At 37.3% G+C, this 23,313-nt stretch carries 24 protein-coding genes and 5 tRNA genes; 27 read left to right on the top strand and 2 right to left on the bottom strand.

Translation table 11 applies throughout. The features are described from left to right. Positions 1 to 98 precede the first annotated feature (98 nt). The 14 genes from nadD (at position 99) to RYP29_RS01440 (ending at position 8,176) form a co-directional block, all read left to right on the top strand. A complete protein-coding gene (nadD, locus tag RYP29_RS01505; RefSeq protein ID WP_311531748.1) occupies positions 99 to 713 on the top strand; it encodes a nicotinate-nucleotide adenylyltransferase in 615 nt (204 codons plus the stop codon). Between the two features lie 6 nt (positions 714 to 719). Further along, positions 720 to 1,301, top strand: coding sequence for a bis(5'-nucleosyl)-tetraphosphatase (symmetrical) YqeK (yqeK, locus tag RYP29_RS01500; protein WP_311531746.1), 582 nt, complete (start codon positions 720 to 722; stop codon positions 1,299 to 1,301). Continuing rightward, on the top strand, positions 1,294 to 2,418 hold the full coding sequence (locus RYP29_RS01495) for an LCP family protein (protein WP_105084280.1): 1,125 nt from the start codon (positions 1,294 to 1,296) through the stop codon (positions 2,416 to 2,418). The genes yqeK and RYP29_RS01495 overlap by 8 nt, the downstream gene beginning before the upstream one ends. An 11-nt stretch (positions 2,419 to 2,429) precedes the next feature. Then, positions 2,430 to 2,792: a ribosome silencing factor gene (gene rsfS / locus RYP29_RS01490; protein ID WP_005378863.1), complete on the top strand. Its 363-nt coding sequence runs from the start codon at positions 2,430 to 2,432 to the stop codon at positions 2,790 to 2,792. A gap of 3 nt (positions 2,793 to 2,795) precedes the next feature. Next, a complete protein-coding gene (locus RYP29_RS01485; protein WP_311531744.1) occupies positions 2,796 to 3,689 on the top strand; it encodes a S1-like domain-containing RNA-binding protein in 894 nt (297 codons plus the stop codon). 3 nt (positions 3,690 to 3,692) lie between these two features. Further along, a complete protein-coding gene (trkA, locus tag RYP29_RS01480) occupies positions 3,693 to 5,033 on the top strand; it encodes a Trk system potassium transporter TrkA (protein WP_311531742.1) in 1,341 nt (446 codons plus the stop codon). Positions 5,034 to 5,040: 7 nt separating this feature from the next. Further along, entirely contained in the window at positions 5,041 to 6,528 is a 1,488-nt protein-coding gene (locus RYP29_RS01475) for a TrkH family potassium uptake protein (protein WP_311531741.1), read from the top strand. A gap of 46 nt (positions 6,529 to 6,574) precedes the next feature. Beyond that, positions 6,575 to 7,171 (top strand): MBL fold metallo-hydrolase, encoded by a 597-nt coding sequence (locus RYP29_RS01470; RefSeq protein WP_311531740.1) that lies wholly within the window; start codon positions 6,575 to 6,577, stop codon positions 7,169 to 7,171. Between the two features lie 50 nt (positions 7,172 to 7,221). Beyond that, positions 7,222 to 7,297, top strand: a tRNA-Asp gene (locus RYP29_RS01465). Between the two features lie 5 nt (positions 7,298 to 7,302). Continuing rightward, a tRNA-Phe gene (locus RYP29_RS01460) sits at positions 7,303 to 7,378 on the top strand. Between the two features lie 7 nt (positions 7,379 to 7,385). After that, positions 7,386 to 7,460, top strand: a tRNA-Gly gene (locus RYP29_RS01455). A 12-nt stretch (positions 7,461 to 7,472) separates the two neighbouring features. Beyond that, positions 7,473 to 7,547: transfer RNA gene (locus tag RYP29_RS01450), tRNA-Cys, on the top strand. 16 nt (positions 7,548 to 7,563) lie between these two features. After that, positions 7,564 to 7,652: transfer RNA gene (locus tag RYP29_RS01445), tRNA-Leu, on the top strand. 68 nt (positions 7,653 to 7,720) lie between these two features. Further along, complete coding sequence (locus tag RYP29_RS01440; RefSeq protein WP_311531738.1) at positions 7,721 to 8,176, top strand: DUF523 domain-containing protein; 456 nt, start codon at positions 7,721 to 7,723, stop codon at positions 8,174 to 8,176. Between the two features lie 38 nt (positions 8,177 to 8,214). On the opposite strand, the gene RYP29_RS01435 is transcribed toward RYP29_RS01440, so the two are convergent. After that, positions 8,215 to 10,047, bottom strand: coding sequence for a phosphoethanolamine transferase (locus RYP29_RS01435; protein ID WP_311531737.1), 1,833 nt, complete (start codon positions 10,045 to 10,047; stop codon positions 8,215 to 8,217). Between the two features lie 168 nt (positions 10,048 to 10,215). On the opposite strand from RYP29_RS01435, the gene RYP29_RS01430 reads away from it, so the two are divergent. From RYP29_RS01430 to RYP29_RS01370, 13 genes are all read left to right on the top strand, one after another. Continuing rightward, positions 10,216 to 10,965, top strand: coding sequence for a segregation/condensation protein A (locus RYP29_RS01430; RefSeq protein WP_311531735.1), 750 nt, complete (start codon positions 10,216 to 10,218; stop codon positions 10,963 to 10,965). A 1-nt stretch (position 10,966) separates the two neighbouring features. Next, positions 10,967 to 11,551 (top strand): SMC-Scp complex subunit ScpB, encoded by a 585-nt coding sequence (scpB, locus tag RYP29_RS01425; protein WP_311531732.1) that lies wholly within the window; start codon positions 10,967 to 10,969, stop codon positions 11,549 to 11,551. A gap of 13 nt (positions 11,552 to 11,564) precedes the next feature. Continuing rightward, complete coding sequence (locus RYP29_RS01420) at positions 11,565 to 12,290, top strand: pseudouridine synthase (RefSeq protein WP_105084290.1); 726 nt, start codon at positions 11,565 to 11,567, stop codon at positions 12,288 to 12,290. Further along, positions 12,287 to 13,537, top strand: coding sequence for an NAD(P)/FAD-dependent oxidoreductase (locus tag RYP29_RS01415; RefSeq protein WP_311531729.1), 1,251 nt, complete (start codon positions 12,287 to 12,289; stop codon positions 13,535 to 13,537). Before RYP29_RS01420 ends, RYP29_RS01415 begins: the two co-directional genes overlap by 4 nt. 69 nt (positions 13,538 to 13,606) lie before the next feature. Continuing rightward, a complete protein-coding gene (gene cmk / locus RYP29_RS01410) occupies positions 13,607 to 14,281 on the top strand; it encodes a (d)CMP kinase (RefSeq protein WP_311531728.1) in 675 nt (224 codons plus the stop codon). 1 nt (position 14,282) lies between these two features. Then, on the top strand, positions 14,283 to 14,903 hold the full coding sequence (locus RYP29_RS01405; protein WP_311531726.1) for a lysophospholipid acyltransferase family protein: 621 nt from the start codon (positions 14,283 to 14,285) through the stop codon (positions 14,901 to 14,903). After that, positions 14,894 to 16,792 carry a bifunctional 4-hydroxy-3-methylbut-2-enyl diphosphate reductase/30S ribosomal protein S1 gene (locus tag RYP29_RS01400; RefSeq protein WP_105084294.1) on the top strand — a complete coding sequence of 633 codons (1,899 nt, stop codon included), beginning with the start codon at positions 14,894 to 14,896 and terminating at the stop codon, positions 16,790 to 16,792. The genes RYP29_RS01405 and RYP29_RS01400 overlap by 10 nt, the downstream gene beginning before the upstream one ends. 115 nt (positions 16,793 to 16,907) lie before the next feature. Then, positions 16,908 to 18,242, top strand: coding sequence for a ribosome biogenesis GTPase Der (gene der, locus RYP29_RS01395; protein WP_005381310.1), 1,335 nt, complete (start codon positions 16,908 to 16,910; stop codon positions 18,240 to 18,242). Positions 18,243 to 18,281: 39 nt separating this feature from the next. Then, the gene (plsY, locus tag RYP29_RS01390; protein ID WP_227068177.1) at positions 18,282 to 18,875 is read left to right on the top strand and encodes a glycerol-3-phosphate 1-O-acyltransferase PlsY; all 594 of its coding nucleotides are present in this window, start codon (positions 18,282 to 18,284) and stop codon (positions 18,873 to 18,875) included. Between the two features lies 1 nt (position 18,876). Beyond that, positions 18,877 to 19,875: an NAD(P)H-dependent glycerol-3-phosphate dehydrogenase gene (locus RYP29_RS01385; protein ID WP_311531725.1), complete on the top strand. Its 999-nt coding sequence runs from the start codon at positions 18,877 to 18,879 to the stop codon at positions 19,873 to 19,875. 69 nt (positions 19,876 to 19,944) lie between these two features. Continuing rightward, positions 19,945 to 20,496, top strand: a complete 552-nt coding sequence (gene rsmD, locus RYP29_RS01380; RefSeq protein WP_311531724.1) for a 16S rRNA (guanine(966)-N(2))-methyltransferase RsmD — start codon at positions 19,945 to 19,947, stop codon at positions 20,494 to 20,496. Between the two features lie 4 nt (positions 20,497 to 20,500). After that, positions 20,501 to 20,992, top strand: a complete 492-nt coding sequence (gene coaD, locus RYP29_RS01375) for a pantetheine-phosphate adenylyltransferase (RefSeq protein ID WP_005378904.1) — start codon at positions 20,501 to 20,503, stop codon at positions 20,990 to 20,992. A gap of 14 nt (positions 20,993 to 21,006) precedes the next feature. Then, positions 21,007 to 21,471: a hypothetical protein gene (locus RYP29_RS01370; protein ID WP_005378819.1), complete on the top strand. Its 465-nt coding sequence runs from the start codon at positions 21,007 to 21,009 to the stop codon at positions 21,469 to 21,471. Positions 21,472 to 21,551: 80 nt separating this feature from the next. Here RYP29_RS01370 and RYP29_RS01365 read toward each other — a convergent pair whose 3' ends face one another. After that, on the bottom strand, positions 21,552 to 23,270 hold the full coding sequence (locus tag RYP29_RS01365) for an NFACT family protein (protein ID WP_311531723.1): 1,719 nt from the start codon (positions 23,268 to 23,270) through the stop codon (positions 21,552 to 21,554). Positions 23,271 to 23,313: the final 43 nt, after the last annotated feature.

Raw genomic sequence — 23,313 nt, 5'->3', positions numbered from 1 at the left:
CAAACGCCTAAGGGGCACTATGAGTGGGTATCGTATGTAAAAGCATTGGCATTATTTATCTTGATTTGCATTATAGTCATAAAGGGTGTGACTTATATATGGTAGAGAAACGGCGGATTGGTATTATTGGTGGAACTTTTAACCCCATCCACTTAGGACATCTAATGATTGCAGAGGTAGCAAGAGAAAGCTTTCATTTAGAAAAGGTTATATTTGTTCCTGCTAGAATACCTCCTCATAAACATAATGATGTTATTGATGCTAAGCATCGGTATGCCATGACAGCTGCAGCAGTAGCAGATAACCCGTATTTTGAAATATCCGATGTGGAAATGCGTCGTGAAGGGCCTTCATATACAATTGATACCATTCATCATTTCAAAAAAATATATGGAAATTCTGTTTCCTTTTACTTTATAGCTGGCACAGATACAATACGAGATTTACCTAATTGGAAATTTATTGATGAATTATTAGAGCATTGTCATTTTATTGGTGCTATGAGACCTGATGGCTCTCAAGTTGTTGATACAACATTAGAGTTATTAGGTTCCAAAGCTAAGAATAGAATCCATTTAATGAATGTGCCAGAAATGAAATTATCTGCTACTTATTTACGAGACCGACTGCGTCAAGGCTTGACGGTCAGATATATGTTACCTAAATGTGTAGTTCAATATATTGAGAAATATGATATTTATCGGAAGGAATAATTAAAGGTGGATATACAACAAATTGAAACCGATTTATCTAATAAATTAAGTAAAAAGCGTTTTATACACACTCTAGGTGTTGTAGAGTCCGCTGTTTATTTAGCAAAAAAATATGGGGCTAATGTAGAAGATGCTCGGTTAGCGGCATTATTACATGATTGTGCTAAAGAATTACCTCTATTAGAAATGCAAGATGTAGTTGCAGATTTGTCTTGTGATGTCGATATGTTACATAGCGGTGCGTTATTACATGGTTTAGCAGGTATGGTATTAGCGAATACTCAATATGGTATTACTAACCGGGATGTATTGGAGGCTATACGTGTTCACACAACTGGTAAAGTGGAGATGTCAAAGTTGGATAAAGTTATATTTTTAGCCGATTATATTGAGCCTAATCGCAATTTTCCTGGCGTAAATTATATTCGTGCTGCTGCAGAACAGTCCCTTGATACTGGGGTGTTATGTGGATTTGATACGACAATTCGACATTTAATTGATAGTGGTGATACTATTTATCCTCTTACAATAATTAGTCGTAATGATCTTATACAGCACATGAAAAAAGGAGGTGCCTACAATGGATGAGCTTGAAAAGGCGCGAGCCCGTCGTCGTAGAAGACGTCGAGAACGTCAAATGAAAAAAAATAAGCTTCAGTGGGGCCGTTTAATCATTGCATTCGTGTTAGCACTCACCGTTATTTGTGGTATAGGCTGGGGCATGTATAGTGGAATTAGCTATGTATATCATCGGGTAACGCAAACCGATACGGCAAGTGAAATAGAAGAATCCAGTGAACCTAAACATACTGATACCCTAAATGTAGAACAGAAGGCATTGGATAAGCCTGTGTATGTATTAATTGTAGGGCGAGATAAAAATAATCCGAGTCAAGCTGATTCATTATTCCTCATGTCTATCAATATGAATACCAACACGATGGATATTATTGGTATTCCTAGCAATAGTAAGATTGAAAGCAGAGATCAAAAATCTGCTTCTATGTTAAATCAAATGTATGCAGAAGGGAATATTGAATTAACAAAAGCAGTTGTAGAGGATATATTCCATATCAGTATACCTTACTATGTTGTCGTAGATGAGACAGCTTTCAAAAAAACAAGTGATGTTTTGGGTAGTCAGCAGTTTTATGTAGAAAAGAATATGGAACATGTTGATGCTGAAACAGGTAGCAAAGATATAGATTTGCGAAGAGGCTATCAAAATTTAGATAGTGACAATGCATTAGCATATTTACGCTATACAGATGAAAATAACGATAATTTTGGACGCGTACAACGACAAGAACGATTCTTGAAATTATGGGTTGATCGTGAACAAGATACATGGTTTATTACTAAAGCTTGGCATATTTGGCGTTTATGGAGCCATTATGAAAGTAATATATCCACTTGGGATGCCATTAAATTAATGCGTTCCATTGGACAAATGGAAAAGGACCATATTCATTTTTATATATTGCCTGGTGAAAAAGAAAAAATTAATGATGTTGTGTATTGGCATGTTAATCCAACCGAAGCTCAACGTTTAGTGGGAATAACGATGGGAACATTGGCACCTGAAGATTTAAGTCAATTTGTTTCTACACCTGAAACGAAAAAGGCGCCTGTTGCTGTAGAATCAGAACAAAGTACACGTGTAAAACCATCGGAACCAGGTTCTGAACCAGAAAAGAAAGAATAATAGGAGATACAATGAAACAAAAAGAAGAAATTAAACAACATGTATTAGCACTTGCACAAGCAGCTTATGATAAAAAAGGTCATGATATTGAAATCCTTGATTTGGAAGGTGTTTCCATGTTAGGTGATTATTTTATGATTGTAAGCGCCAATAATATTAAACAATCTCAAAGCATTGCAGATGAAATTGAGGATATAGCAGCAGAACAAGGTATGACGGTCCTCCATCGTGAAGGATATCGCGAAGGTGAATGGGTATTATTGGACTTTGGCGATATTATTTGTCACGTGTTTGGTAACGATGAAATTCGTGAATTTTATGGACTAGAAGCCTTATGGAACGATGCTGGACGTGTTCCTTTTGAAGGAGAATAATCTATGGCTAGCGAATTATTGGAAAATACCATTGCTACACTGCGTGTTCTACGCACTAGTGATCATGGCGCTTTCCTTGACGGTCAAACGGGAAATACAAATGATGATATTTTGCTCCATAAGGATCAACAAACTTCACCAGTTGCTATCGGTGATGATGTAGAGGTATTTCTATATCGTGACCCTAAGGGACGTTTGACTGCCTCCATGCGATTGCCTGCTATGAAGGTCGGTCAAATTGGTTATGTTGAGGTTATTAATGTAACTAATTTTGGTTGTTTCGTTGAGGTTGGTACTGAGCGGGGGATTTTTATGCCTCACGCTGAAATGCGTGGCAGACCTCAAGTAGGGGAAAAGGTATGGGTAAAACTATATACCGATAAATCTGGTCGTATGGCCGTTTCTATGGACGTTGATGATGAGATGAGACGCGCCTCTAAAGCTGCTACCGATGCTGTTGTAGGACAACAAGTAAGTGGTGCTATTTACAATTTGACTAGTGATGGAGCCTTTTTTATTACCCCTGAACGATGGATTGCTTTTTTACATCGATCAGAAATGACAAGAAAGTTAAATGTTGGGGAAATGGTAGAGGCTCGTGTTACCTTCAAACGAGAAGATGGTCGTATTAATGTGTCAATGCGTCCTATCAAAGAAAAAGCATTAATTTCTGATGGTCATATTATTATGGAATATCTTTTACAACGAGGCGGTAAAATGCCTTATAGTGATGAGTCATCAGCCATGTTGATTAAGGATAAGTTTAATATCAGTAAGGCTGCTTTTAAACGAGCTCTAGGTCATTTAATGAAATCTCGCCTTGTAGTACAAGAAGATGGGTGGACATTGTTGACAGAAACTGGTAAACAATGGACCCCAAATTCACAAGAGGACTAAACTATGAAGATTATTGTAGTAGGTGCTGGTAAGGTTGGGTATTCCTTGTGTGAAAGACTGGTGCAAGATGATCATGACGTATATCTTATAGACCGTTCTCAGGAGCGTATCCATAATCTTGAAAATACATTGGATGTTAGTTTAGTATGCGGTAATGGTAGCGACATACAGTTGTTGAATGAAATTGACTTATCTGATGTGGGGATGTTTATCTCAGTTACCGATTCAGATGAAGTTAATATGTTATCTTGTGCGGTAGCTAAAATAGCAGGTGTTCCATCTACTGTAGCACGTGTAAGGGATACAAATATCGTTGATCATATGGACGATCATATGAAAGAACGATTAGGTGTTGATTTATTCATTAATCCAGAAATGGTTACGGCTCAAGAATTACTTCATATTATTGAAACGCCTTCTGCCCTTGATGTAGAAGAATTTGGTCAAGGCGCTGTACGTTTAATGGAATTTAAAATTAATAATACATGTCCGCTTATTAATAAACCCTTAAAAGAATTAACCTTTCCAGAAGGTGTCTTATTGGTTGGCATTTTACGATTAGGTGAAATGATTATACCTCATGGTGAAAGTATATTATTACCAAATGACAGTGTTTTCTTTTTAGGTTTAAAAGACGGTATTAATGAAGTTGAACAAGAATGGTTTTCTAATCATGCAACCTTCCATAAACGGGCCGTTATTGTCGGGGCAGGTTTGCTAGGTCGCAATCTAGCTATCTTATTGGAAAAAGCAGGATTTACTGTTAAGGTCATTGAGAAGGATATTGAGCGTTGTGAAGCCTTGGCAGCACAAGTGGATAAAGCCATTGTCATCAATGGGGATGGTACGGATTTTGATTTACTAGAAGCCGAAGAAGTAGCTGATAACGATGTTATTATCGTATTAACTGATGATGATAAATTAAATCTGTTAGTTGCTTTGGTAGGTAAACATATGGGCATACCTAAAACCGTTGTTCGTGTAGGACGACCTGAATATATTATGCTCATGGAACAGGTCGGTATAGATATTGTATTTTCACCACGATTGATGACGGCAGGGCAAATACTACGATTTGTTCGCAGTGGTGAAGGGGTTGTCTCTATATCTACTTTTGAAGGTGGTAAGGCTGAATCCATAGAGATAATTATTACAGAACAATCCCCAGTAGCTGGTAAACAACTTAAAGATATTCGCCTTCCAGGTAAAGCCCTAGTAGGTGTTATACTTCGCGATGATGAAGCAATCGTTCCGCGTGGTAATACAGAGCTATTAGTAGGAGATCATATTGTATTATTCTCATTGCCTGAATCTGTTACTAAATTATTAAATTATTTAACGTAGGGGTTATATGCGTATACAGATTGTTATGTCCTTGGTAGGGAAATTACTCTATATTTTTGGAGCATTTCTTGTTATACCATTTATATATAGTATTCTATTTGAAACTGCATATTGGTCCTTTGGTGTTACCGCTATATTATCCATATTACTCGGTGCTTTACTAGTACTTGGAGGGCATAATAGCAAAACCTTTAGTTTGAGAGATGGCTTTTTAGTAGTTAGTTCCACATGGATATTAACAGCGTTATTAGGGGCTATTCCTTTTATTATATCTGGTATATTAGTTAATCCGATGGACGCGCTATTTGAATCTATGTCAGGTATTACCGCAACAGGTGCTACAGTTATTGCTGATGTAGATAGCATACCAAAGACCTTCATTCTTTGGCGTGGATTGATGCACTGGATTGGCGGTATGGGAATCATTGTGTTGATTCTATCGTTCTTACGAAATCTCGGTGCTGATGCTGCTCATTTTTTTAATGCTGAAGCATCTGTACCAAAACCAGGTGTAGTGTTACCTCGGATTCAATCTATAGCATCAAAATTATGGACATTGTACGTAATATTTACCATCATCTGTTTTATCATGCTTTGTTTAGGTGGTATAGATCCTTTTGATGCGTTGAATTATGCATTTTCAATTATTGCGACTGGTGGATTGACGCCGACTACTGCAGGTACTTTTTTATATAGTCAAAATACATATATATGTGTTGTATTTATTTTGTTTATGGTCATTGCAGGCGGTAATTTTGCCGTATATTATAATGTAGTTCAAAAAGGATTCTCAGCGTTATTCTCTGATTTTGAAACGCGTATGTATTGGCTTGTATTAGCTATTGGTATTCTTATTACCTTTATATCCTTATATTTTCAATCTAATTCTATGGATATAGGACAAGCCTTTCAAGATTCGGCTTTTACCTTAGTATCGATACAAACCGGTAGTGGTTTTGCCGTTTCCGATTATGATTTATGGCCTGCTGCGGCTCAAATGATGTTATTTATAGCCAGCTTTTTTGGCGGCTGTAGCGGATCTACGACCGGTGGCGTTAAGATTATCCGCCTAATTATTTTAATTAAAAGTAGTATTATATATTTGAGAAAAGCTATACACCCTGATATGGTTCAAGTGGTACGAATCAATGGAAAACCATTGCCAGATAAATGGGTGCGTATGACACAACAATTTATATTTCTATATTTAATGATTTATGTTATATCCGTATTTCTTATGACGTGTTTTGGCCTATCTACAGGTGATGCACTACAAATAGTAACCGCATTCCAAAGTAATGTAGGTTTAGCCTTTGGAGGTTATGGACCAACTGATTCCTTTGCATTATTACCTTTAGGTGCAAAAGGTGTGGCTATTGTGGATATGCTATTAGGTCGTTTGGAATTATTTACGATTCTAGTTATGCTTCATCCACAATTCTGGGAAGGATATTTTATAAAAAAAGATACTACAAAACGATATAGAATTTTATAGAAGCTTATATGTATACTGGATGTATTATGGGGGAAGGGATTGTATAATGGAGATTATAAAACGTCCATTAGGATTATATAAGGCAAATTGCTATGTATTAAAAGAAGACAATCAATCTCTCATAATTGATCCAGGATTTCATAGTAAGCATATAATTGATATGGTAGGGGAGTCTACACCTATTGCAGTTTTATTAACTCATGGTCATTGCGATCACGTATCGGCACTCGATGAAATTTGTGAGTATTACAATATTCCGGCGTATTTACATGAGGGGGATCATGAATTATTACAATTGATTCGCCGGCGCCCAAGTGTATATAAGAAAAAAATATTCACTCAATGTATTCCTTTGCAAGAAGGCATACTAACTATTGGCCCTTTTCATATACGGGTATATCATACCCCAGGGCACAGTGCAGGTTCCGTATGTTTTGAAATAGAAGGCCATCTATTTACAGGTGATACTATTTTTAAACGAAATGTTGGAAATAGCGATAATTACAATGGTAATGCAGGTGATTTACGTATAAGCTTACAAAAACTATTACAGCTAGATGATAATTTATTGGTTGAACCTGGACATAAAGATAGTACTATTTTGGGAGATGAAAAAAACTTCATCATGAATTTTCATATATAGTGTTGACAAAAAGTCAGATAACCGATATACTAAGCAAGTACTTTGGATACGGCCCCGTGGTGTAGCGGTTAACATGTCGCCCTGTCACGGCGAAGATCGTCAGTTCAAATCTGATCGGGGTCGCCATTCATGCCTCGGTAGCTCAGTCGGTAGAGCAACGGACTGAAAATCCGTGTGTCGACAGTTCGATTCTGTCCTGAGGCACCATGTACATGCGGGAATAGCTCAGCGGTAGAGCACCGCCTTGCCAAGGCGGGGGTCGCGAGTTCGAATCTCGTTTCCCGCTCCACTAATTTTATATGGCGGCATAGCCAAGCGGTAAGGCAGAGGTCTGCAAAACCTTTATTCCCCAGTTCGATTCTGGGTGCCGCCTCCACAAAATCGTTACCCATGCCGGGGTGGCGGAACAGGCAGACGCAACGGACTTAAAATCCGTCGGTTAGAAATAACCGTACCGGTTCGATTCCGGTCCTCGGCACCATTAAGACTAACTTCGGTTAGTCTTTTTTTGTATATCATTTTAACTGTATTTACAGGTAGGTATATAACGTGAGTAAACCGAATCTATTAATTAGTGAATGCCTTTGTGGTGTTTGTTGTCGCTATGATTGTGACCATAATCGAATAGAATGCTTAGAAGAGCTTAAGAACGTCTATAACCTTGTTCCGGTATGTCCGGAGGTACTGGGAGGGCTGTTAACGCCCAGACCTCCAGCGGAACGTGTAGGTAATCGAGTCCTAACAAGAGATGGTATCGATGTGACAGAACAATTTAAATGTGGCGCAGCATTAGCTTTAGCAACTGCTGTAGATAATAATTGTCGGTGTGCTTTATTAAAAGCCAAAAGCCCTAGTTGTGGATTTGGTGAACTATATGATGGTACATTTACAAGAACCCTTGTAAAAGGGGTTGGTGTCACGTCAGAGCTCTTATTACAACACGATATACAGATTTATACAGAAAAGAATGTATCGGCCCTTATAACGCAAAATAGCGACGATTGATGTAAATTCAATCGTCGCTATTGTTGTATTAGGATATCTTATTGTCCTGCATTTACAGGATCATTAGTCAATGGTTGTTCGCCTAATAGCGTTGTGAGATTATGTAGATTAAATCGATAAGCGCTATTACTAAAGTCTCTCGTTTTATCGTAACGACTATTTGGTGCATGCATGAGACCAACTAATGTATCGTACAATAAATCATTGGTGAAATATTGATGTTCATGACTATCTAGGGCTGATACTGTTTGAGGGTATGCAGCACGATATTGAGGTGATAAATACATCCAGAATGGAATGTGTGTCATCACAAAATCAAATGTATCTGGGTTGTGAGATTTATCTACGCTTTCACCATGGTCAGAAAAATATACCATAGCTTGAAGATTAAGATTATCTTTACCATATGTATAAATTTGTTGTAACAACCAATCTGTGTAGAGTTGACTATTTGCATAGGCCTCAATACCTTCTGGATTAGGGCCTTTTTTCCATTTACTAAATTCATGAGGATATCTATCGTTGTAATAAATGTGGCTACCCATAATATGAATTACAACAAAATTATTTTTGCTAGGATCAACCGTTTTTAACAATGGTAATAAAGATTCATCATAAAGATCGGAAAAACCATAGGATTCATGAGCCCATTTTGTGGTATCCGCCGTTTTAGCCATCAAGGAAATAGCTGTATCATACTCGCCAAATACGCCTTGATTACTAAACCAAGATGTTGTATAGCCTGCTTTTTTTGCCACATCTAAAATATTAGCAGAATCTAGGAATGGTCGATCATCGTATTGGTTGCGCTCCGAAAGGGCGCGTTCTAAGGTTGGTACCGTTTGTACATAGGAAGAGTATGCATGATTAAAGAAGATAAAATCTTTATTGTGATCACGCATATCCTCTTGCCAAGGTGTATCATCGTATTGGAATTTTGGATTATATACCTTCATATAATCACGGGAACTAGATTCGCCGATAACGAGAATGATGGTTCCTGGCGTTTTAGTAGGCGTTGTATCCTTTGTGTCCAAATTGAATGAATCAAATACAAGGTGGTGATTATCGTTGTACTGTTGCATTTCTTTAACATAATTACCTGCAGCTATCCAATTAGCTACGATGCATGTTTGGGGAAATAAGAAGAATGGTACGTAAACGATAAATGCTACCATGGATGCGATGAGTACGCCTAATCGTAAAGGACGCGTTGTGTTAAAATCGACAACTCGTTTCATTCCTAGGTTGCACCAATATAGGAAGAGCGTCCACAATATTAGTCCTATAACGATGGCAATAAGACCGGGGATACCAGCAGCATTCTTTAAGAATCCGAAGGCTTCTTCAGGATTTGTCATATATACTGCTAATAGACTTGCTGGTGTTAAGCAGTGCCAAGTGGTCATATAATAACCGATTTGTAATAATGGAATAAGACTAAGGACTGATGAGAATAATGCCAGTATAGCAGATGTTAATTTCTGTAGCCGTCCCGTTTGCGTTACCAAATATTGAATGCCGGATAGGCCCATAAATAAGAGTAAACCAAATAAAAAATCGTTGGCAAACTCATAGAAGTAAAGGGGCTTAACATAGGACCAGTGAAATAATAGCGGGAATGTGAGTCCCCAAAGTAGACCAACCAGACCATAGCCTAGAAATGCACGATGGAACACGGTACAGCTCATAAAGTATTGGAATAAGAACATTCCGACCATGGTCGGCACCGCAAGGATTGTAATGTCCTCAACATCTAGACCTAATGTGATTGGTTCATAAATAAAAAATAGTGCAATGTAGAGCACTATGCCTATAATGCCAAAACGCAAAATAGGATTTCGAATCAATGATTTCATTGATGATAACATAATGTATCCTTTCTAAAGGAGCTTACAACAAATATATATTTTTCTTCACATTATAAGATAACAAAGAATACTAAAAATTACAATTATATATGCTGTACGTAGAAGAAATCTTTAATTTAGGATATAATTATATAGTTATGAAGTAGTATCAATAAGGAATGGGGATTCATGGGGGACTATAATTATAAATTGGATGTATTCGAGGGCCCGCTCGATTTACTCTTACATTTAATTGAAAAACATAAGATTGAAATTACGGATATCCCAATTGTTGAAATCACTAGCCAATATTTAGAATATCTAGATAATTGGAATCATTTTGATATCCATTATAGTAGTGAATTCCTTGTAATGGCATCTACATTATTACAGATTAAGTCCCGCATGTTATTGCCTAAGGTAGAACCTGAACCTGATGAAAGCGAAGATCCACGAGATGAATTAGTAGCCAAGTTGGTTGAGTTTAAAAAGATAAAAGATTTTACTCAAATCTTAATGGAAAAAGCATCTATTGAATCAAATGTTTTTAGCCGTCCTGAAGAAACCAGTGTATTAGGATTGGATAGTTTTTATAACTTAGAATTATCTAAACTATATGATATATTTTATTCTGTTTTACATAAGCGTAATGAAACAGAATCAGAAGAGACAGTTCGTCAAGTAACGGTAGAAAAAGATGCATATAGCTTAGAGGACATGATTGTCTCCTTGGCCAGTCGTGCTCGCCGTGGAGAGCGGTTAGCCTTTCGCGAATTACTTGTTGCTATTGAAACTAAGAGTGGTATGGTAACGATTTTTATGGCCGTACTAGAATTATTAAAACAACAGGAATTGGCTATGTTTTATGAAAATGATGACATAATTTTCACAGCACCTGTCATGGGATTACAAAATGATGAAGAGGTAGAGGAGGAATAGCATGGGCGTATCAGATCTAGAAGCGGTACTATTTTCTGCGGCCAAACCTATTTCTATAGATGTTATACAAGATATTTTTGGACTTTCAAAACAAGACGCCTTGGAATATGTAGATGCATTATCATCTGAATTAGAATCTCATAAACGTGGTATACGTGTACGCGTTTCAGCAGCTGGTATTGAGTTGGTCAGTGCACCAGAAGCGGCCCCTTATATTGGGCATATACGAAGAAAAGAAGATAAATTATCTAATGCAGCTATGGAAACACTAGCGGTTATTGCATATAAACAACCGATTACAAAAGCCGAAATTGAAGAGGTACGCGGTGTTAATAGCGATAAGGTAATTAAACAATTATTGTCTCGAGCATTGATTGCCGAATTAGGACATAAGGATACGGTGGGACGCCCTATTTTGTATGGCACCACCGATGAGTTTTTGCGAAGTACTGGTGTTACATCCATTGATGATTTGCATAAAGAATTAGATACTGCCGAGGCTGATGCAACGAGTGTACCGGTAGATATTGTGGATAATGAAGAAGTAACAACTTCTTCTAATCAAAATGGGTTAGAAAATACATAGAAGAGGATATATAATGGAACGATTACAAAAATTTATTGCCAGCTGTGGTGTGGCATCTCGTCGCAAGGCGGAAGAATTGATTGCGGCTGGTAAGGTACGTGTTAATGGCCGCAAGGTGACAGAGCTAGGTGTCAAGGTCGACCCTATGAAAGATAAGGTTATGGTAGACGGTCAGTTGTTAGCTGTTGAGAAACCTGTATATTATTTAATGAATAAACCGAAAGGTGTTATTACATCTGTTACAGATCCACAAGGACGGGAAACTGTAATGGATTATATTAAAAATGAGAAACGTCGCATTTATCCAATTGGACGACTTGATTTACATACAGAAGGTTTATTATTGTTAACAAATGATGGAGAACTAGCTCAAAACCTTACACATCCATCTAAGGGCGTTGAAAAAACATATGAAGTTCGTATTAAGGGGCGTGTAAATGATTCTGATTTACAGGTTATCGCAGATGGCGTACCTCTTGAAGATGGTGTGACTTCACCTGCTACACTTGTAGATTTGGGCTTTGATGATCACAATGGAGTTCATGAGGTGGAAATTACCATTCATGAAGGTCGTAATCGACAAGTGCGTCGTATGTTTGAACACTTTGGCTATCGAATTCATAATTTAAAACGTATTGCTTATGGTGGATTAACCTTAAGTGGTGTTAAGCGCGGTGGTGTTCGTCAATTGACACAACGTGAAGTAAGTGCTCTTAAGGCGTTAGGAGCTTCTAAATGAAGCGCGTCGTAGTTATCGGAGGTGGCGCAGCGGGATTAATGGCTGCTGTCATCGCAGGACGAGAAGGAGCAAAGGTAACGCTTCTAGAGAAAATGAACTACGTAGGGAAGAAGATGGGGATTACAGGCAAGGGCCGTTGTAATATTACGAATGCTTGTGATATGTCTGAATTTATAAAGAATACTCCTGGTAATGGTAAGTTTTTATATGGTGCTTATGAGCGTTTTACAAACGAAGATTTGTTGCAGTTATTACATGATGCTGGCTTAGAAACCAAGGTAGAGCGAGGCGGCCGCGTGTTTCCCGCTTCAGATTCTGCGCTGGATGTACGAAATACCTTTATGAAGCTTATGAAACACTACGGTGTAGATGTTCATCTTGAGGAACCGGTTAAGAAAATTCTAGTCGATGACGATACTGTCACCGGTGTTGTAACAGATAAAGAAACTTATCACGCCGATGCCGTAGTTATTGCTACGGGAGGTAAATCCTATCCTGCTACAGGTTCTACTGGTGATGGATATATTTTGGCCTCTCAAGTTGGGCATACGATTACCGATATCCGTCCATCCTTGGTACCGATTGTAACCGAAGAATCGTGGGTGAAAGACCTGATGGGGCTTAGCTTGCGGAATGTTGAATTGTCTGTAATAGCTAAAAATAAGGTACAAGCCACGATGTTTGGGGAAATGATGTTTACTCATTTTGGCATTACCGGTCCAATTGTCTTATCACTCAGTCATACAGTGGGTAAGTTAATGCGTAAGAAAAATATTGGTACCATAGGTTTAGATATCAATTTAAAACCCGCATTATCTCCAGAGACATTAGATAAACGATTACAAAAAGATTTTGATCTATACTCTAAAAAACAATTGATTAACGGTATGAAAGATTTGTTACCAAGTCGGTTGATACCATTAATTATTGAGTTAGCCGGTATTGATCCGCAAAAACCAATCAATCAGATTTCAAAGGAAGAACGTCAACAAATCGGTTATATGTTGCAACACATGCCTCTGACAGTGAAGGGGTTGCGCCCTGTAGAAGAGGCTATAGTAACAGCTGGCGGTATTTCTTTAAAAGAATTTAATCCTAAAACAATGGAATCCAAGTTGGTGAAAGGCTTATATGGTGCTGGTGAAGTATTGGATATTGATGCCTTTACAGGCGGATATAATTTACAAGCCGCTTTTTCCACAGGATATGTAGCAGCTATGCATATAACTCACCCTGAAGCGTTTTAATGAGGATGTTTTACGCTGCATGATTGAATACTATATTTAATATAATTTATGAAAGTGATACAGGGAATTATGAATACACATAAAATTGCCGTCGCCGTAGATGGCCCAGCAGGGGCTGGTAAATCTTCTATTTCTAAAATAGTGGCAAAGAAATTAGGTTATCTATATATTGATACAGGTGCTATGTATCGTTCTGTTACATGGGCTGTACTGCATAATCATATTGATGTGCATAATCAAAAGGCCGTAGAAGCGTTATTGCCAGAATTAGATCTTACTATGGAGGCCAGTGATGATTCATGTAAGGTTTTTATCGCTGGTCAAGATGTAACTGACTGTATCAGAACACCACAAGTGAACAATGCTGTTTCTATAGTGGCTTCATATAAAGGGGTACGCCAATACTTAGTTGAACGACAACGTCTTATGGCTGAAGCAGGTGGAGTTATACTCGATGGTCGCGATATTGGTTCTGTTGTATTACCCGATGCAGAACTAAAAATTTACTTAACAGCTTCAGTTGAAGCTCGTGCTATGCGTCGTTATTTAGAGGTAAAAGGTACATCTAATGAGCAAACGCTAGAAGATATTAAAGATAGCGTTATGCAACGTGATGATATGGATAAGAACCGTAAAGAATCTCCATTGATTCAGGTAGAAGATGCTGTGTTGGTCGATTCTAGTGATATGACATTTGATGAAACTGTGGAACATATATTACATCTAGTACAGGAGCGAATCTAAGATGAACAAATTTTCTACATGGCTTTGGCGCACAGCCTTTTGGTTGCGCTATAAGGTTGGCTATGGATTAAAGGTATATGGTCGCGATAATTTCCCTATGGAAGGCCCGGTTATTGTGGTACCAAATCATTTGAGCAATAATGATCCACCTATTTGTGGCTATGCATTGCCAAGACATGTACACTTTATGGCGAAACAGGAATTATTTGTAAATCCTATTTCTCGATTTTTTTGTACCTGGCTTGGAGCCTTCCCTTTAAATCGTGGTGCCATAGATAAAATAGCTATTAGACATGCGTTGGGACTATTAAAGAATAATAAAGTCTTAGGGATTTTTGCAGAAGGCAATCGTCAAAAGAGTGGCAAACTTGGACGCTTTCATGACGGAGCTGCATCAATTGCCTTACGTACAGGCATTGGTATTACACCTGTAGCTATTATTGGTTCTCATAACATGAAGAGAAATCATGTGGCCTGTATTATCGGTAAACAGGTGCCGGTAAGCAAAGCTAAGCCTACGCCAGAAGCCATTAAGGCGGTTAACGATACGGTTAAAGCAGAAATACAACGGATGATTGATTCCTATCATGAGAATCGTATAGAGGAGACATTATGGAAATAATTTTGGCCGAAAACCATGGCTTTTGTTATGGTGTAAAACGTGCCGTTGAAATGGCCAACGAAGCTGCCAATGGTAAGGGGAAAAGCTATACATTAGGTCCTATCATTCATAATCCCCAAGTCGTGGGGCGTCTTGAAAGTAAAGGGGTCAGTCCTATTCAAGAGGTATCTGATATCGATGAGGGCACAATGATTATTCGTTCTCATGGTGTAGGACCTGCCATTTATGAAGAGGCTGAAGAAAAAGGTCTAGCCATTGTAGATGCTACATGCCCACATGTGAAAAAAGCTCAACAAGATGCTAAATCGGTTATTGAAGATGGTATGACACTAGTCATATTAGGTGAAAAAAACCATCCTGAGGTTAAAAGCATCAATTTATGGGCGAATAACAAGGGAATAATCATTGAAGATGAAGATTCCGCTAAAAATCTACAAGTTGTTGAAAAAATGGGTGTAGTTGTTCAAACTACCTTTTCACAATTCAAATTTAACAGTATAATAGAGATATTAGAGAAAAAATCTAAAAATCTTAAGATTTTCAAAACGATATGCAATGCAACTCAGGAACGTCAGAATTCTGCCGTTGAATTAGCTCGTAACGTAGATCTTATGATTGTGATAGGTGGTAAGAACAGCGGCAATACAAACCGATTGGCAGAGGTTTGTCGAGACGTTGGATGTACAACATATCACATTGAAACTTCTACTGAATTACAACTGGAATGGTTTAACCGAGTACAGACGGTAGGAGTAACAGCAGGAGCATCGACTCCCGACTGGATTATTAAGGAGGTCATTGAGACAATGAAAGATTTTGCAGAATTATTAGCAGCAGAAGGTCAAGAAGAATTTAAGAAAGGAAACGTTGTAGAAGGTCAAGTAGTACAAGTTGAAGATGAACGCGCATGGGTATCTTTTGGCTACAAAACTGAAGCAATTTTGAATAGAACTGAAATTTCTTATCCAGCACCAAACTCTGCCAAAGATGTGTTGAAAAATGGTGATGAAATTAAAGCAGTTATCATGAACCACATCAAAGAAGATAATCCTATTTATCTTTCCATGACTCGTTTGGCTAAAGATGAAGATTGGCAATATGTTATCGAAGCACAAGAAAAAGACGAACCTATCGTATGTAAAGGTATCGATGCTATCCCAGCTGGCTTGGTGGTAACAGTAAAATCCCTTCGTGGTTTCATTCCATTGTCCCAAGGTGATGTGCATTTCGTAAAATCTTTGGACAACTTGGTTGGTACTGAATTCGAAGCTAAAGTTCTTGAAATCGACGAAAAGAAAAACCGTTTGGTTCTTTCCCGTCGTGCAGTACTTGAAGTGGAACGTCAAGCTAAATTAGCTGAAGCATTGAAAAATATTAACGTTGGCGAAAACTATAAAGGTATCGTTCGTAAAATCATGCCTTATGGTGCATTCGTAGATATCGGTGGTATTGAAGGTTTACTTCATATTTCTGACATTTCTTGGCAAAAAATTAAAAAAGTGGAAGATGTTCTTTCCGTTGGCCAAGAAATCGAAGTTAAATTGCAATCCTTCGACCCTGAAAGCAACAAATTATCCTTGTCCTTAAAAGCTTTAACTAAGAGCCCATGGGATGTTGCTGAAGAAACTTTACACGTTGGTGATGTAATCACTGGTAAAGTTGTTCGTTTGGTAGCTTACGGTGCATTTGTAGCTGTTAACGATGATATTCAAGGTTTACTTCACATCTCTCAAATTACAAAACAACGTAATGCGAAAGTTGAAGATTACTTGAACCGTGGTCAAGAAGTTGAAGTTAAAATCATTTCTCTTAACAAAGATGAAAAGAAATTGGGCTTGGCTTTGACTGAGTTGATGGAAGCAAAAGAAACAGAAGAAGACGCTGAATAATTCAGAATCTTTTAATGAGGCTAATCAAGGTTTTCCTTGATTAGCCTTTTTGCGTACATTCCCTTTAATATGATAAAATGAAGTGATGTATATAGATAATAAAAGAGGTGAAAGTATGGCAAAACCATTAGTGGCCGTAGTTGGTCGTCCAAATGTAGGTAAATCTACATTATTTAATGCCATTGTTAATAAACGAATTTCTATCGTCGAGGATATACCTGGCGTTACACGAGATAGAATTTACTTCGATGCAGAATGGCTTAATCGTGAGTTTACAATGATTGATACAGGTGGTATCGAGTTCGTAACAGAGAATAGTCATGTCATTCCTAAAATGATGCGTTTACAAGCTGAACTCGCTATTGAAGAAGCTGATGTAATCCTCTTTGTGGTTGATGGCAAGCAAGGTATTGTACCGGCTGATGAAGAAGTGGCCAATATTTTACGTACTAGTGGAAAACCAGTAGTCCTTGTAGTGAATAAAATAGACAGTGTAAATCAAGAACCTAATATTTATGAGTTTTATAATTTGGGACTTGGTGATCCAATTGGCATTTCTGCAAAGAATTTAATGAATCTAGGTGATTTATTAGATGATACGGTTAAACATTTCCCACCGGTAGGAACTAATGTAGATGAAGAAGATACCATTCATGTGGCCATCATCGGTAGACCTAATGTAGGTAAATCATCCTTGACTAATGCACTATTAGGTCAAGATCGCGTTATCGTTTCCGATGTAGCTGGCACTACTCGTGATTCCATTGATACGCACTGGACACATGGTGATCAAAAATTTGTACTTATCGACACAGCGGGGATGAGACGTAAATCCAAGATTGATGAAGCTGTTGAACGTTACAGCATTGTTCGCTCTCTTCGTTCCGTTGATCGCTCTGATATTGTTGTACTTGTATTAGATGGCGTTGATGGCGTTACAGAACAAGATAAAAAAATTGCTGGTTATGCTTATGAAGCCGGCAAGGGCGTTATCATTGTAGTAAATAAGTGGGATCTTGTAGAAAAAGATGATAAAACTACATTGAGATATACAGAAGATATTTATGATGAATTAGGATTCTTGCAATTTGCACCAATTCTATTTGCTTCTGCATTGACAAAACAACGCATTCATCGTTTAGCAGATATGCTTAAATTCGTATCAGAACAACAATATCGTCGTGTTTCTACTGGTACATTGAATCAATTACTACAAGATGCTCAAACTGTAAATCCAGTTCCATCTCGTAATGGTAGAATTCCAAAAATTTACTATATGACACAAGCTAGTGTTAAACCTCCAACATTTATCCTATTTGTAAATGAACCAGAATTAATTCATTTCTCGTATATGCGTTTCTTGGAAAATCGTTTACGTGAAAGTTTTGGTTTCGAAGGTACTCCAATTCGATTAATCCTTCGCGGTAAAAAACGTGAAGATGAAGAGTAATAAGTACAAAGGGTAAGGGTGAAAGTTGTGAATGATATTATGCCTATTATAGGGTATGCATTATTAGCCTATGTAATCGGTTCGATTCCAAGCGGACTCATTATTGGTAAATTATTTTTTAATACAGATGTCCGCCTATATGGATCAAAAAATATAGGTGCTACAAATACCTATCGTGTTATTGGTTTAAAGGCAGCACTTCCTGTATTTTTCTGTGATGCATTAAAGGGTGCCATTGGGGTATTCTTGTTTTCCCATTTAAATCCTATGTACATGATCCTAGGTGGTATTTTAGCCATGATTGGACACAATTGGTCCGTATTTCTTGGCTTTAAAGGTGGCCGTGGTGTTGCAACTGGTTTGGGGGTACTCATTGCATTATCTCCAATAGTTGCAGTTATATGCTTTGCTATTTGGGGCGTCATTGTATATTTCACTAAATTAGTCTCTTTAGGTTCTATTGTGGCTGCTGCGCTTGTTCCTGTATTGATGTATGTAATGGGCGAATCCTGGTGGTTTGTAGGATTTGGTGCACTAGCTGCATTGTTTGTTATCATACGTCATCGAGAAAATATTTCTCGTTTACTAGCCGGTAAAGAATTAAAAGTAGAACGCGTTAAAAAAGGAGAGTAATATGAAAGTTTGCATCGTCGGATCTGGTAGTTGGGGGACAGCCCTTGCTATTAAATCTGTAGTGGCCGGAAATGATACAACCTTATATTGCAGACGTTCAGAGTTTAAGGATGAACTTATTAAGAACAGAGAAAATAAGTCATATTTAGCTGGTGTTATATTGCCTGATGAACTCATCATTAGTTCTGATCTACAAACATCTATTGAACAGGCTGATATTGTATTGATTGTTACACCATCCATTCATGTGCGTACAGCTTTACAAAATTTAAAAAAATATGCTCACAAGGATCAAATATATGTGTTGTGCTCTAAAGGTGTTGAACGGGAAAGTGGCAAATTATTGACTACAGTCATGAAGGAGGAATTATCTTCCGTCGGTTGTCATTTAACTGTTTTATCTGGTCCTAATCACGCAGAAGAAATTGGTAGGAACTTACCTGCTGCTGCTGTGGTTGGTACAACTTCTATGGATATAGGTAAAAAGGTACAACAAGCTTTACACAGCAAAGAATTTCGCATATATACTAGTGATGATTATATTGGTGTCGAATTAGCAGGGGCTACAAAAAATGTAATAGCCTTGGCTGCCGGTATCGTTGATGGCTTGTCTCTTGGGGATAATTGTAAGGCTTTATTACTAACTCGTGGTCTACATGAGATGACTCGATTTGGTTTAGCACTTGGTGCACGAAAAGAAACGTATGCAGGTTTAGCGGGAATGGGTGATTTAATTGCCACTTGTATGAGCCAACATAGTCGGAACCGTGCTGCCGGTCAACAATTAGCGGATGGCAAGACGATGGACTATATTATGAATCATACGAATATGGTTGTAGAAGGTTTTTTTGCAACATCGATTATTCGGGATATGGCCATAAAACACCACGTAGAAATGCCTATAACACAATCACTATATGAGGTTTTATATGAGGAAAAGTCACCTCAATTAGCATTGCAAGAATTGATGGGACGAGATAGCAAAATCGAAGTATCATAATTGTAAAAGATACTTTTATTTTAGGTATTTATATACTATAATTAATGAGTATAATCTAGTGAGGATTGTATGCGAATTATTGGAGGCACTGCAAAGGGCCATACTATAAAGGCTCCAAAGGGGATGGATACGCGTCCCACTTTGGATCGTGTTCGTGAAAGTATCTTCAACGTCTTAGCGCATCGTGGTATATATGGTGCTCGCGTATTAGATTTATTTTCTGGTACCGGAGCTGTTGCTATAGAAGCACTAAGTCGTGGAGCCGAGTCAGCGATTGCCGTAGATTTTAGGACGGGGAAGTTAATTCGTGAAAATGCTACACATTGTCGCGTTGATAATCGAATCCAAATTGTACCTAAGAAACTTTCACAACTAAAACATTTTATAGGTGACCAGCAGTTCGATTATATTTTTTCAGATCCACCATATGAAAATGGCTTTATACAGGAGACTATTGATTTTGTTGTGGCTCATGATGCATTAGCTGATGATGGTGTTTTAGTCTTAGAACATCATAAAGATGAGGCTTTCACCATGCCACCAGAATGGGAATGTATAAAGGAACAAAAATTTGGTTACACCCTTGTTTCATATTTTGTGAAACATAGTGAAAGGAGTTAGACCCTTGCGGATAGGAGTTTGCCCAGGAAGTTTTGACCCCGTTACAAATGGTCATGTTGACATTTTTGAGCGCGGTAGTCGTCTAGTAGACAAGTTGATTATCGCTGTAAGTTCAAATCCTAATAAGAATTCATTGTTTACTATGGAAGAACGCGTTGAGATGATTCGCAATGCGGTTAAGCATATTCCTAATGTAGAAATCGACTGTACAGGTGGATTGCTCATCGATTATGTTAAATCCAAAAATGCAAGTATTATTATTCGTGGACTTAGAGCTCTTAGTGATTTCGAATATGAATTTCAACGTGCTCTATTTGCAAAATACTTGGATGATGATATTGAAACGGTGTTTATTATGACCAATAATAAATATTCTTTTGTAAGCTCAACAGGGATTCGTGAGTTAGCTAAATTTGGTGGTAAGTTAGATGGACTTGTTCCTGACGATGTAAAGATAAAATTAGAAAAACGTTTTAACATCGATGGTAATAAATAATAGGAGTGAATTGTATGAAAACAGAAAAATTACTTGAAGATTTAGAGGTTCTTATTGAATCTAGCAGCCGTATTCCTATGACTACAAAACGCATGGTTGAAGAAGATGAAATTATGCGTATTATCGATGCAATTCAAGAATCTTTACCACTTGAGCTCGATGAATCTCGCCGTATTGTGGCCGAAAAAGATAAAGTATTGGCTGATGCTCAACGTCAAGCTGAAACATTAATCGATCAAGCCAAAGATTACATTGCTAAATTGACTGCTGAAAGTGAACTTGTTAAGCAAGCACAAGAACAAGCTAATCAAATTATCAATGCTGCAAACCAATCTTCTGAAGAGTTAAAATCTAGCTCTATTCAATATGCTGGTGATGTATTGAAATATGTAGAAAACAATTTAGAAAAAACGTTGGAAAGCCTTCGTCAAAACCGCGAAAGCTTGCAACAAAGTGAACAAAAAACTGAAAATCAATAATATATAATATGTTGTAATCAGATAAGATCATACTAATGATTGCAGAGAAAACCCCCGATAGATTTCTATCGGGGGTTTTGCTATTCCTCATACATAGGCGGTTTTTCTGGTTCAACAATCATTGTTTGATGAGTGTTAAAAATAACAAATCCTAAAGGTGATTTAGGTGGTTTTTTGATATTTTTTATATATGTATAGTCTACAGGCACCTTTGATGAATGACGGGCCTTACTAAAATAAGCAGCATATTTTGCTACTTGTGAAATGAGCATATCATCAGGTTCATGATTCGTACGTAAAATAAGATGGGAACCTTGAATATCTTGTGTATGAAACCACAGATCATTTGGTTTTGCAAAACGATGAGTTAAGTATTCATTCTGCTGGTTATTTCGTCCAATATAAAGCTCGCCTTCTGGGATTTCAAGATGAATATAATTGGATTTTCCTAGTTTATAGGAAAGAGGTTTTTTAGATTTTTTTATAATACCCGCGTCCATACATTCATGTCTGATCTCTTCTAAAGACTCTCTAGTTGTGGCAAGGGATAAGCTATATAATATAGTTCTGTAATACTCTATTTTAATAGTACTTTGGTCTAGTTGATATTGACCACTGATGATACGGTTTTTTAATTTGGTATACAGTTTGTAATACCATTGCCCATTTTCGACAATAGTTAATTCTGGCTTTAGTGGAATTGTTATGGTTTCTGCTGATTCTGAAAGTAAATTCTGTACGTCAATAGACGATTGGTAGTGTACTTGCAAATGACCGTTAATCATTAAAAGATCACCGTATAATTTATAGGTTTCCATCTTTTTAGTATCATCTAGTTCATCTTTGATTTTTTTATGACGTAATTCTTCTTTTTTTATAGCATTTGTTATAATACGTTCTAGTTCTTTATCAGCCGTATGAATTGAACCAGTGGCCACAATAGACTGTTCGATTGCTTTTGAGATGGTTGGATACGTTTCTATCAATGTAGAATCTGTTTCCAAAGGGAATGGCATATATATTTTTTTACCATTTACATTTTTATAGACATATAATTGAAAAGCCTTTAATAATTTTTCCTTTAGATTATGTAAAGCTCCGGATAATCTATGAACCGTATCATCTGATAAGGTATTAAGATCTTCCGTGCCATCTAAATTAGATATTGTTAGAACATAATCTAATAACGATTTACCAAATCCATTAAAGACAGAACGTATTGTATTGGTGACCGTACCTGAACCAAAGGTTCTAAGGAGATTTTTTATTTCTTCTTCATTAAAATCTAGTAAAGATACTCGGTTAGAATTAGGTGGTAATTCGTATGTCATCTTAGGACCCACAGAGCGTTCTCGATTCATCAAGGGGGATACATGAATAATAGATTCTAAAATCATGTCATTCTGTACAAAGATGCAGTTAGAATATTTCCCCATAAGTTCGATATATATTGCTGTAGAGGTAATGGAACCATCCATTTCAAGCTTATCAATATGTATACAGAGAATACGATCACCATTAATTTGTTCTACGGAGGTAATACGACTGCCTTCTATATGTTTTCGTAGAAACATGCATAATGAACTAGGTTCTTTGGGTAAATCTTGGATAGGTTTACATATATAGATTGCAGGATTGGCACCTACAGTTATCATAAGATTTACATCTTGATTAGCACTGCGTACTTTAAAGAGTAGTGAGTGTTTATCTACTTGATATAGTTTTTGTATTTGTCCATTCTGTAGGCTTTCATTTAATTCTCTTGCCAATACAGACATGGTTAATCCGTCTAAATTCATGGTGATCCTTTCATTTGGTAATTCACAATGTATAGTTTAGTAT

Source organism: uncultured Veillonella sp. (genome assembly GCF_963534045.1).
Taxonomy (GTDB): Bacteria; Bacillota; Negativicutes; order Veillonellales; family Veillonellaceae; genus Veillonella.
This window is presented reverse-complemented; position numbering and strand designations above follow the sequence as displayed.

What these genes read in the sequence shown, in the direction of transcription:
- nadD (WP_311531748.1), top strand. Translation starts at nt 99, where the DNA reads ATGGTAGAGAAACGGCGGATTGGTATTATTGGTGGAACTTTTAACCCC.
- RYP29_RS01495 (WP_105084280.1), top strand. Translation starts at nt 1,294, where the DNA reads ATGGATGAGCTTGAAAAGGCGCGAGCCCGTCGTCGTAGAAGACGTCGA.
- rsfS (WP_005378863.1), top strand. Translation starts at nt 2,430, where the DNA reads ATGAAACAAAAAGAAGAAATTAAACAACATGTATTAGCACTTGCACAA.
- RYP29_RS01485 (WP_311531744.1), top strand. Translation starts at nt 2,796, where the DNA reads ATGGCTAGCGAATTATTGGAAAATACCATTGCTACACTGCGTGTTCTA.
- trkA (WP_311531742.1), top strand. Translation starts at nt 3,693, where the DNA reads ATGAAGATTATTGTAGTAGGTGCTGGTAAGGTTGGGTATTCCTTGTGT.
- RYP29_RS01475 (WP_311531741.1), top strand. Translation starts at nt 5,041, where the DNA reads ATGCGTATACAGATTGTTATGTCCTTGGTAGGGAAATTACTCTATATT.
- RYP29_RS01470 (WP_311531740.1), top strand. Translation starts at nt 6,575, where the DNA reads ATGGAGATTATAAAACGTCCATTAGGATTATATAAGGCAAATTGCTAT.
- RYP29_RS01435 (WP_311531737.1), bottom strand. Translation starts at nt 10,047, where the DNA reads ATGTTATCATCAATGAAATCATTGATTCGAAATCCTATTTTGCGTTTT.
- RYP29_RS01430 (WP_311531735.1), top strand. Translation starts at nt 10,216, where the DNA reads ATGGGGGACTATAATTATAAATTGGATGTATTCGAGGGCCCGCTCGAT.
- scpB (WP_311531732.1), top strand. Translation starts at nt 10,967, where the DNA reads ATGGGCGTATCAGATCTAGAAGCGGTACTATTTTCTGCGGCCAAACCT.
- RYP29_RS01420 (WP_105084290.1), top strand. Translation starts at nt 11,565, where the DNA reads ATGGAACGATTACAAAAATTTATTGCCAGCTGTGGTGTGGCATCTCGT.
- RYP29_RS01415 (WP_311531729.1), top strand. Translation starts at nt 12,287, where the DNA reads ATGAAGCGCGTCGTAGTTATCGGAGGTGGCGCAGCGGGATTAATGGCT.
- cmk (WP_311531728.1), top strand. Translation starts at nt 13,607, where the DNA reads ATGAATACACATAAAATTGCCGTCGCCGTAGATGGCCCAGCAGGGGCT.
- RYP29_RS01405 (WP_311531726.1), top strand. Translation starts at nt 14,283, where the DNA reads ATGAACAAATTTTCTACATGGCTTTGGCGCACAGCCTTTTGGTTGCGC.
- RYP29_RS01400 (WP_105084294.1), top strand. Translation starts at nt 14,894, where the DNA reads ATGGAAATAATTTTGGCCGAAAACCATGGCTTTTGTTATGGTGTAAAA.
- der (WP_005381310.1), top strand. Translation starts at nt 16,908, where the DNA reads ATGGCAAAACCATTAGTGGCCGTAGTTGGTCGTCCAAATGTAGGTAAA.
- plsY (WP_227068177.1), top strand. Translation starts at nt 18,282, where the DNA reads ATGCCTATTATAGGGTATGCATTATTAGCCTATGTAATCGGTTCGATT.
- RYP29_RS01385 (WP_311531725.1), top strand. Translation starts at nt 18,877, where the DNA reads ATGAAAGTTTGCATCGTCGGATCTGGTAGTTGGGGGACAGCCCTTGCT.
- rsmD (WP_311531724.1), top strand. Translation starts at nt 19,945, where the DNA reads ATGCGAATTATTGGAGGCACTGCAAAGGGCCATACTATAAAGGCTCCA.
- RYP29_RS01370 (WP_005378819.1), top strand. Translation starts at nt 21,007, where the DNA reads ATGAAAACAGAAAAATTACTTGAAGATTTAGAGGTTCTTATTGAATCT.
- RYP29_RS01365 (WP_311531723.1), bottom strand. Translation starts at nt 23,270, where the DNA reads ATGAATTTAGACGGATTAACCATGTCTGTATTGGCAAGAGAATTAAAT.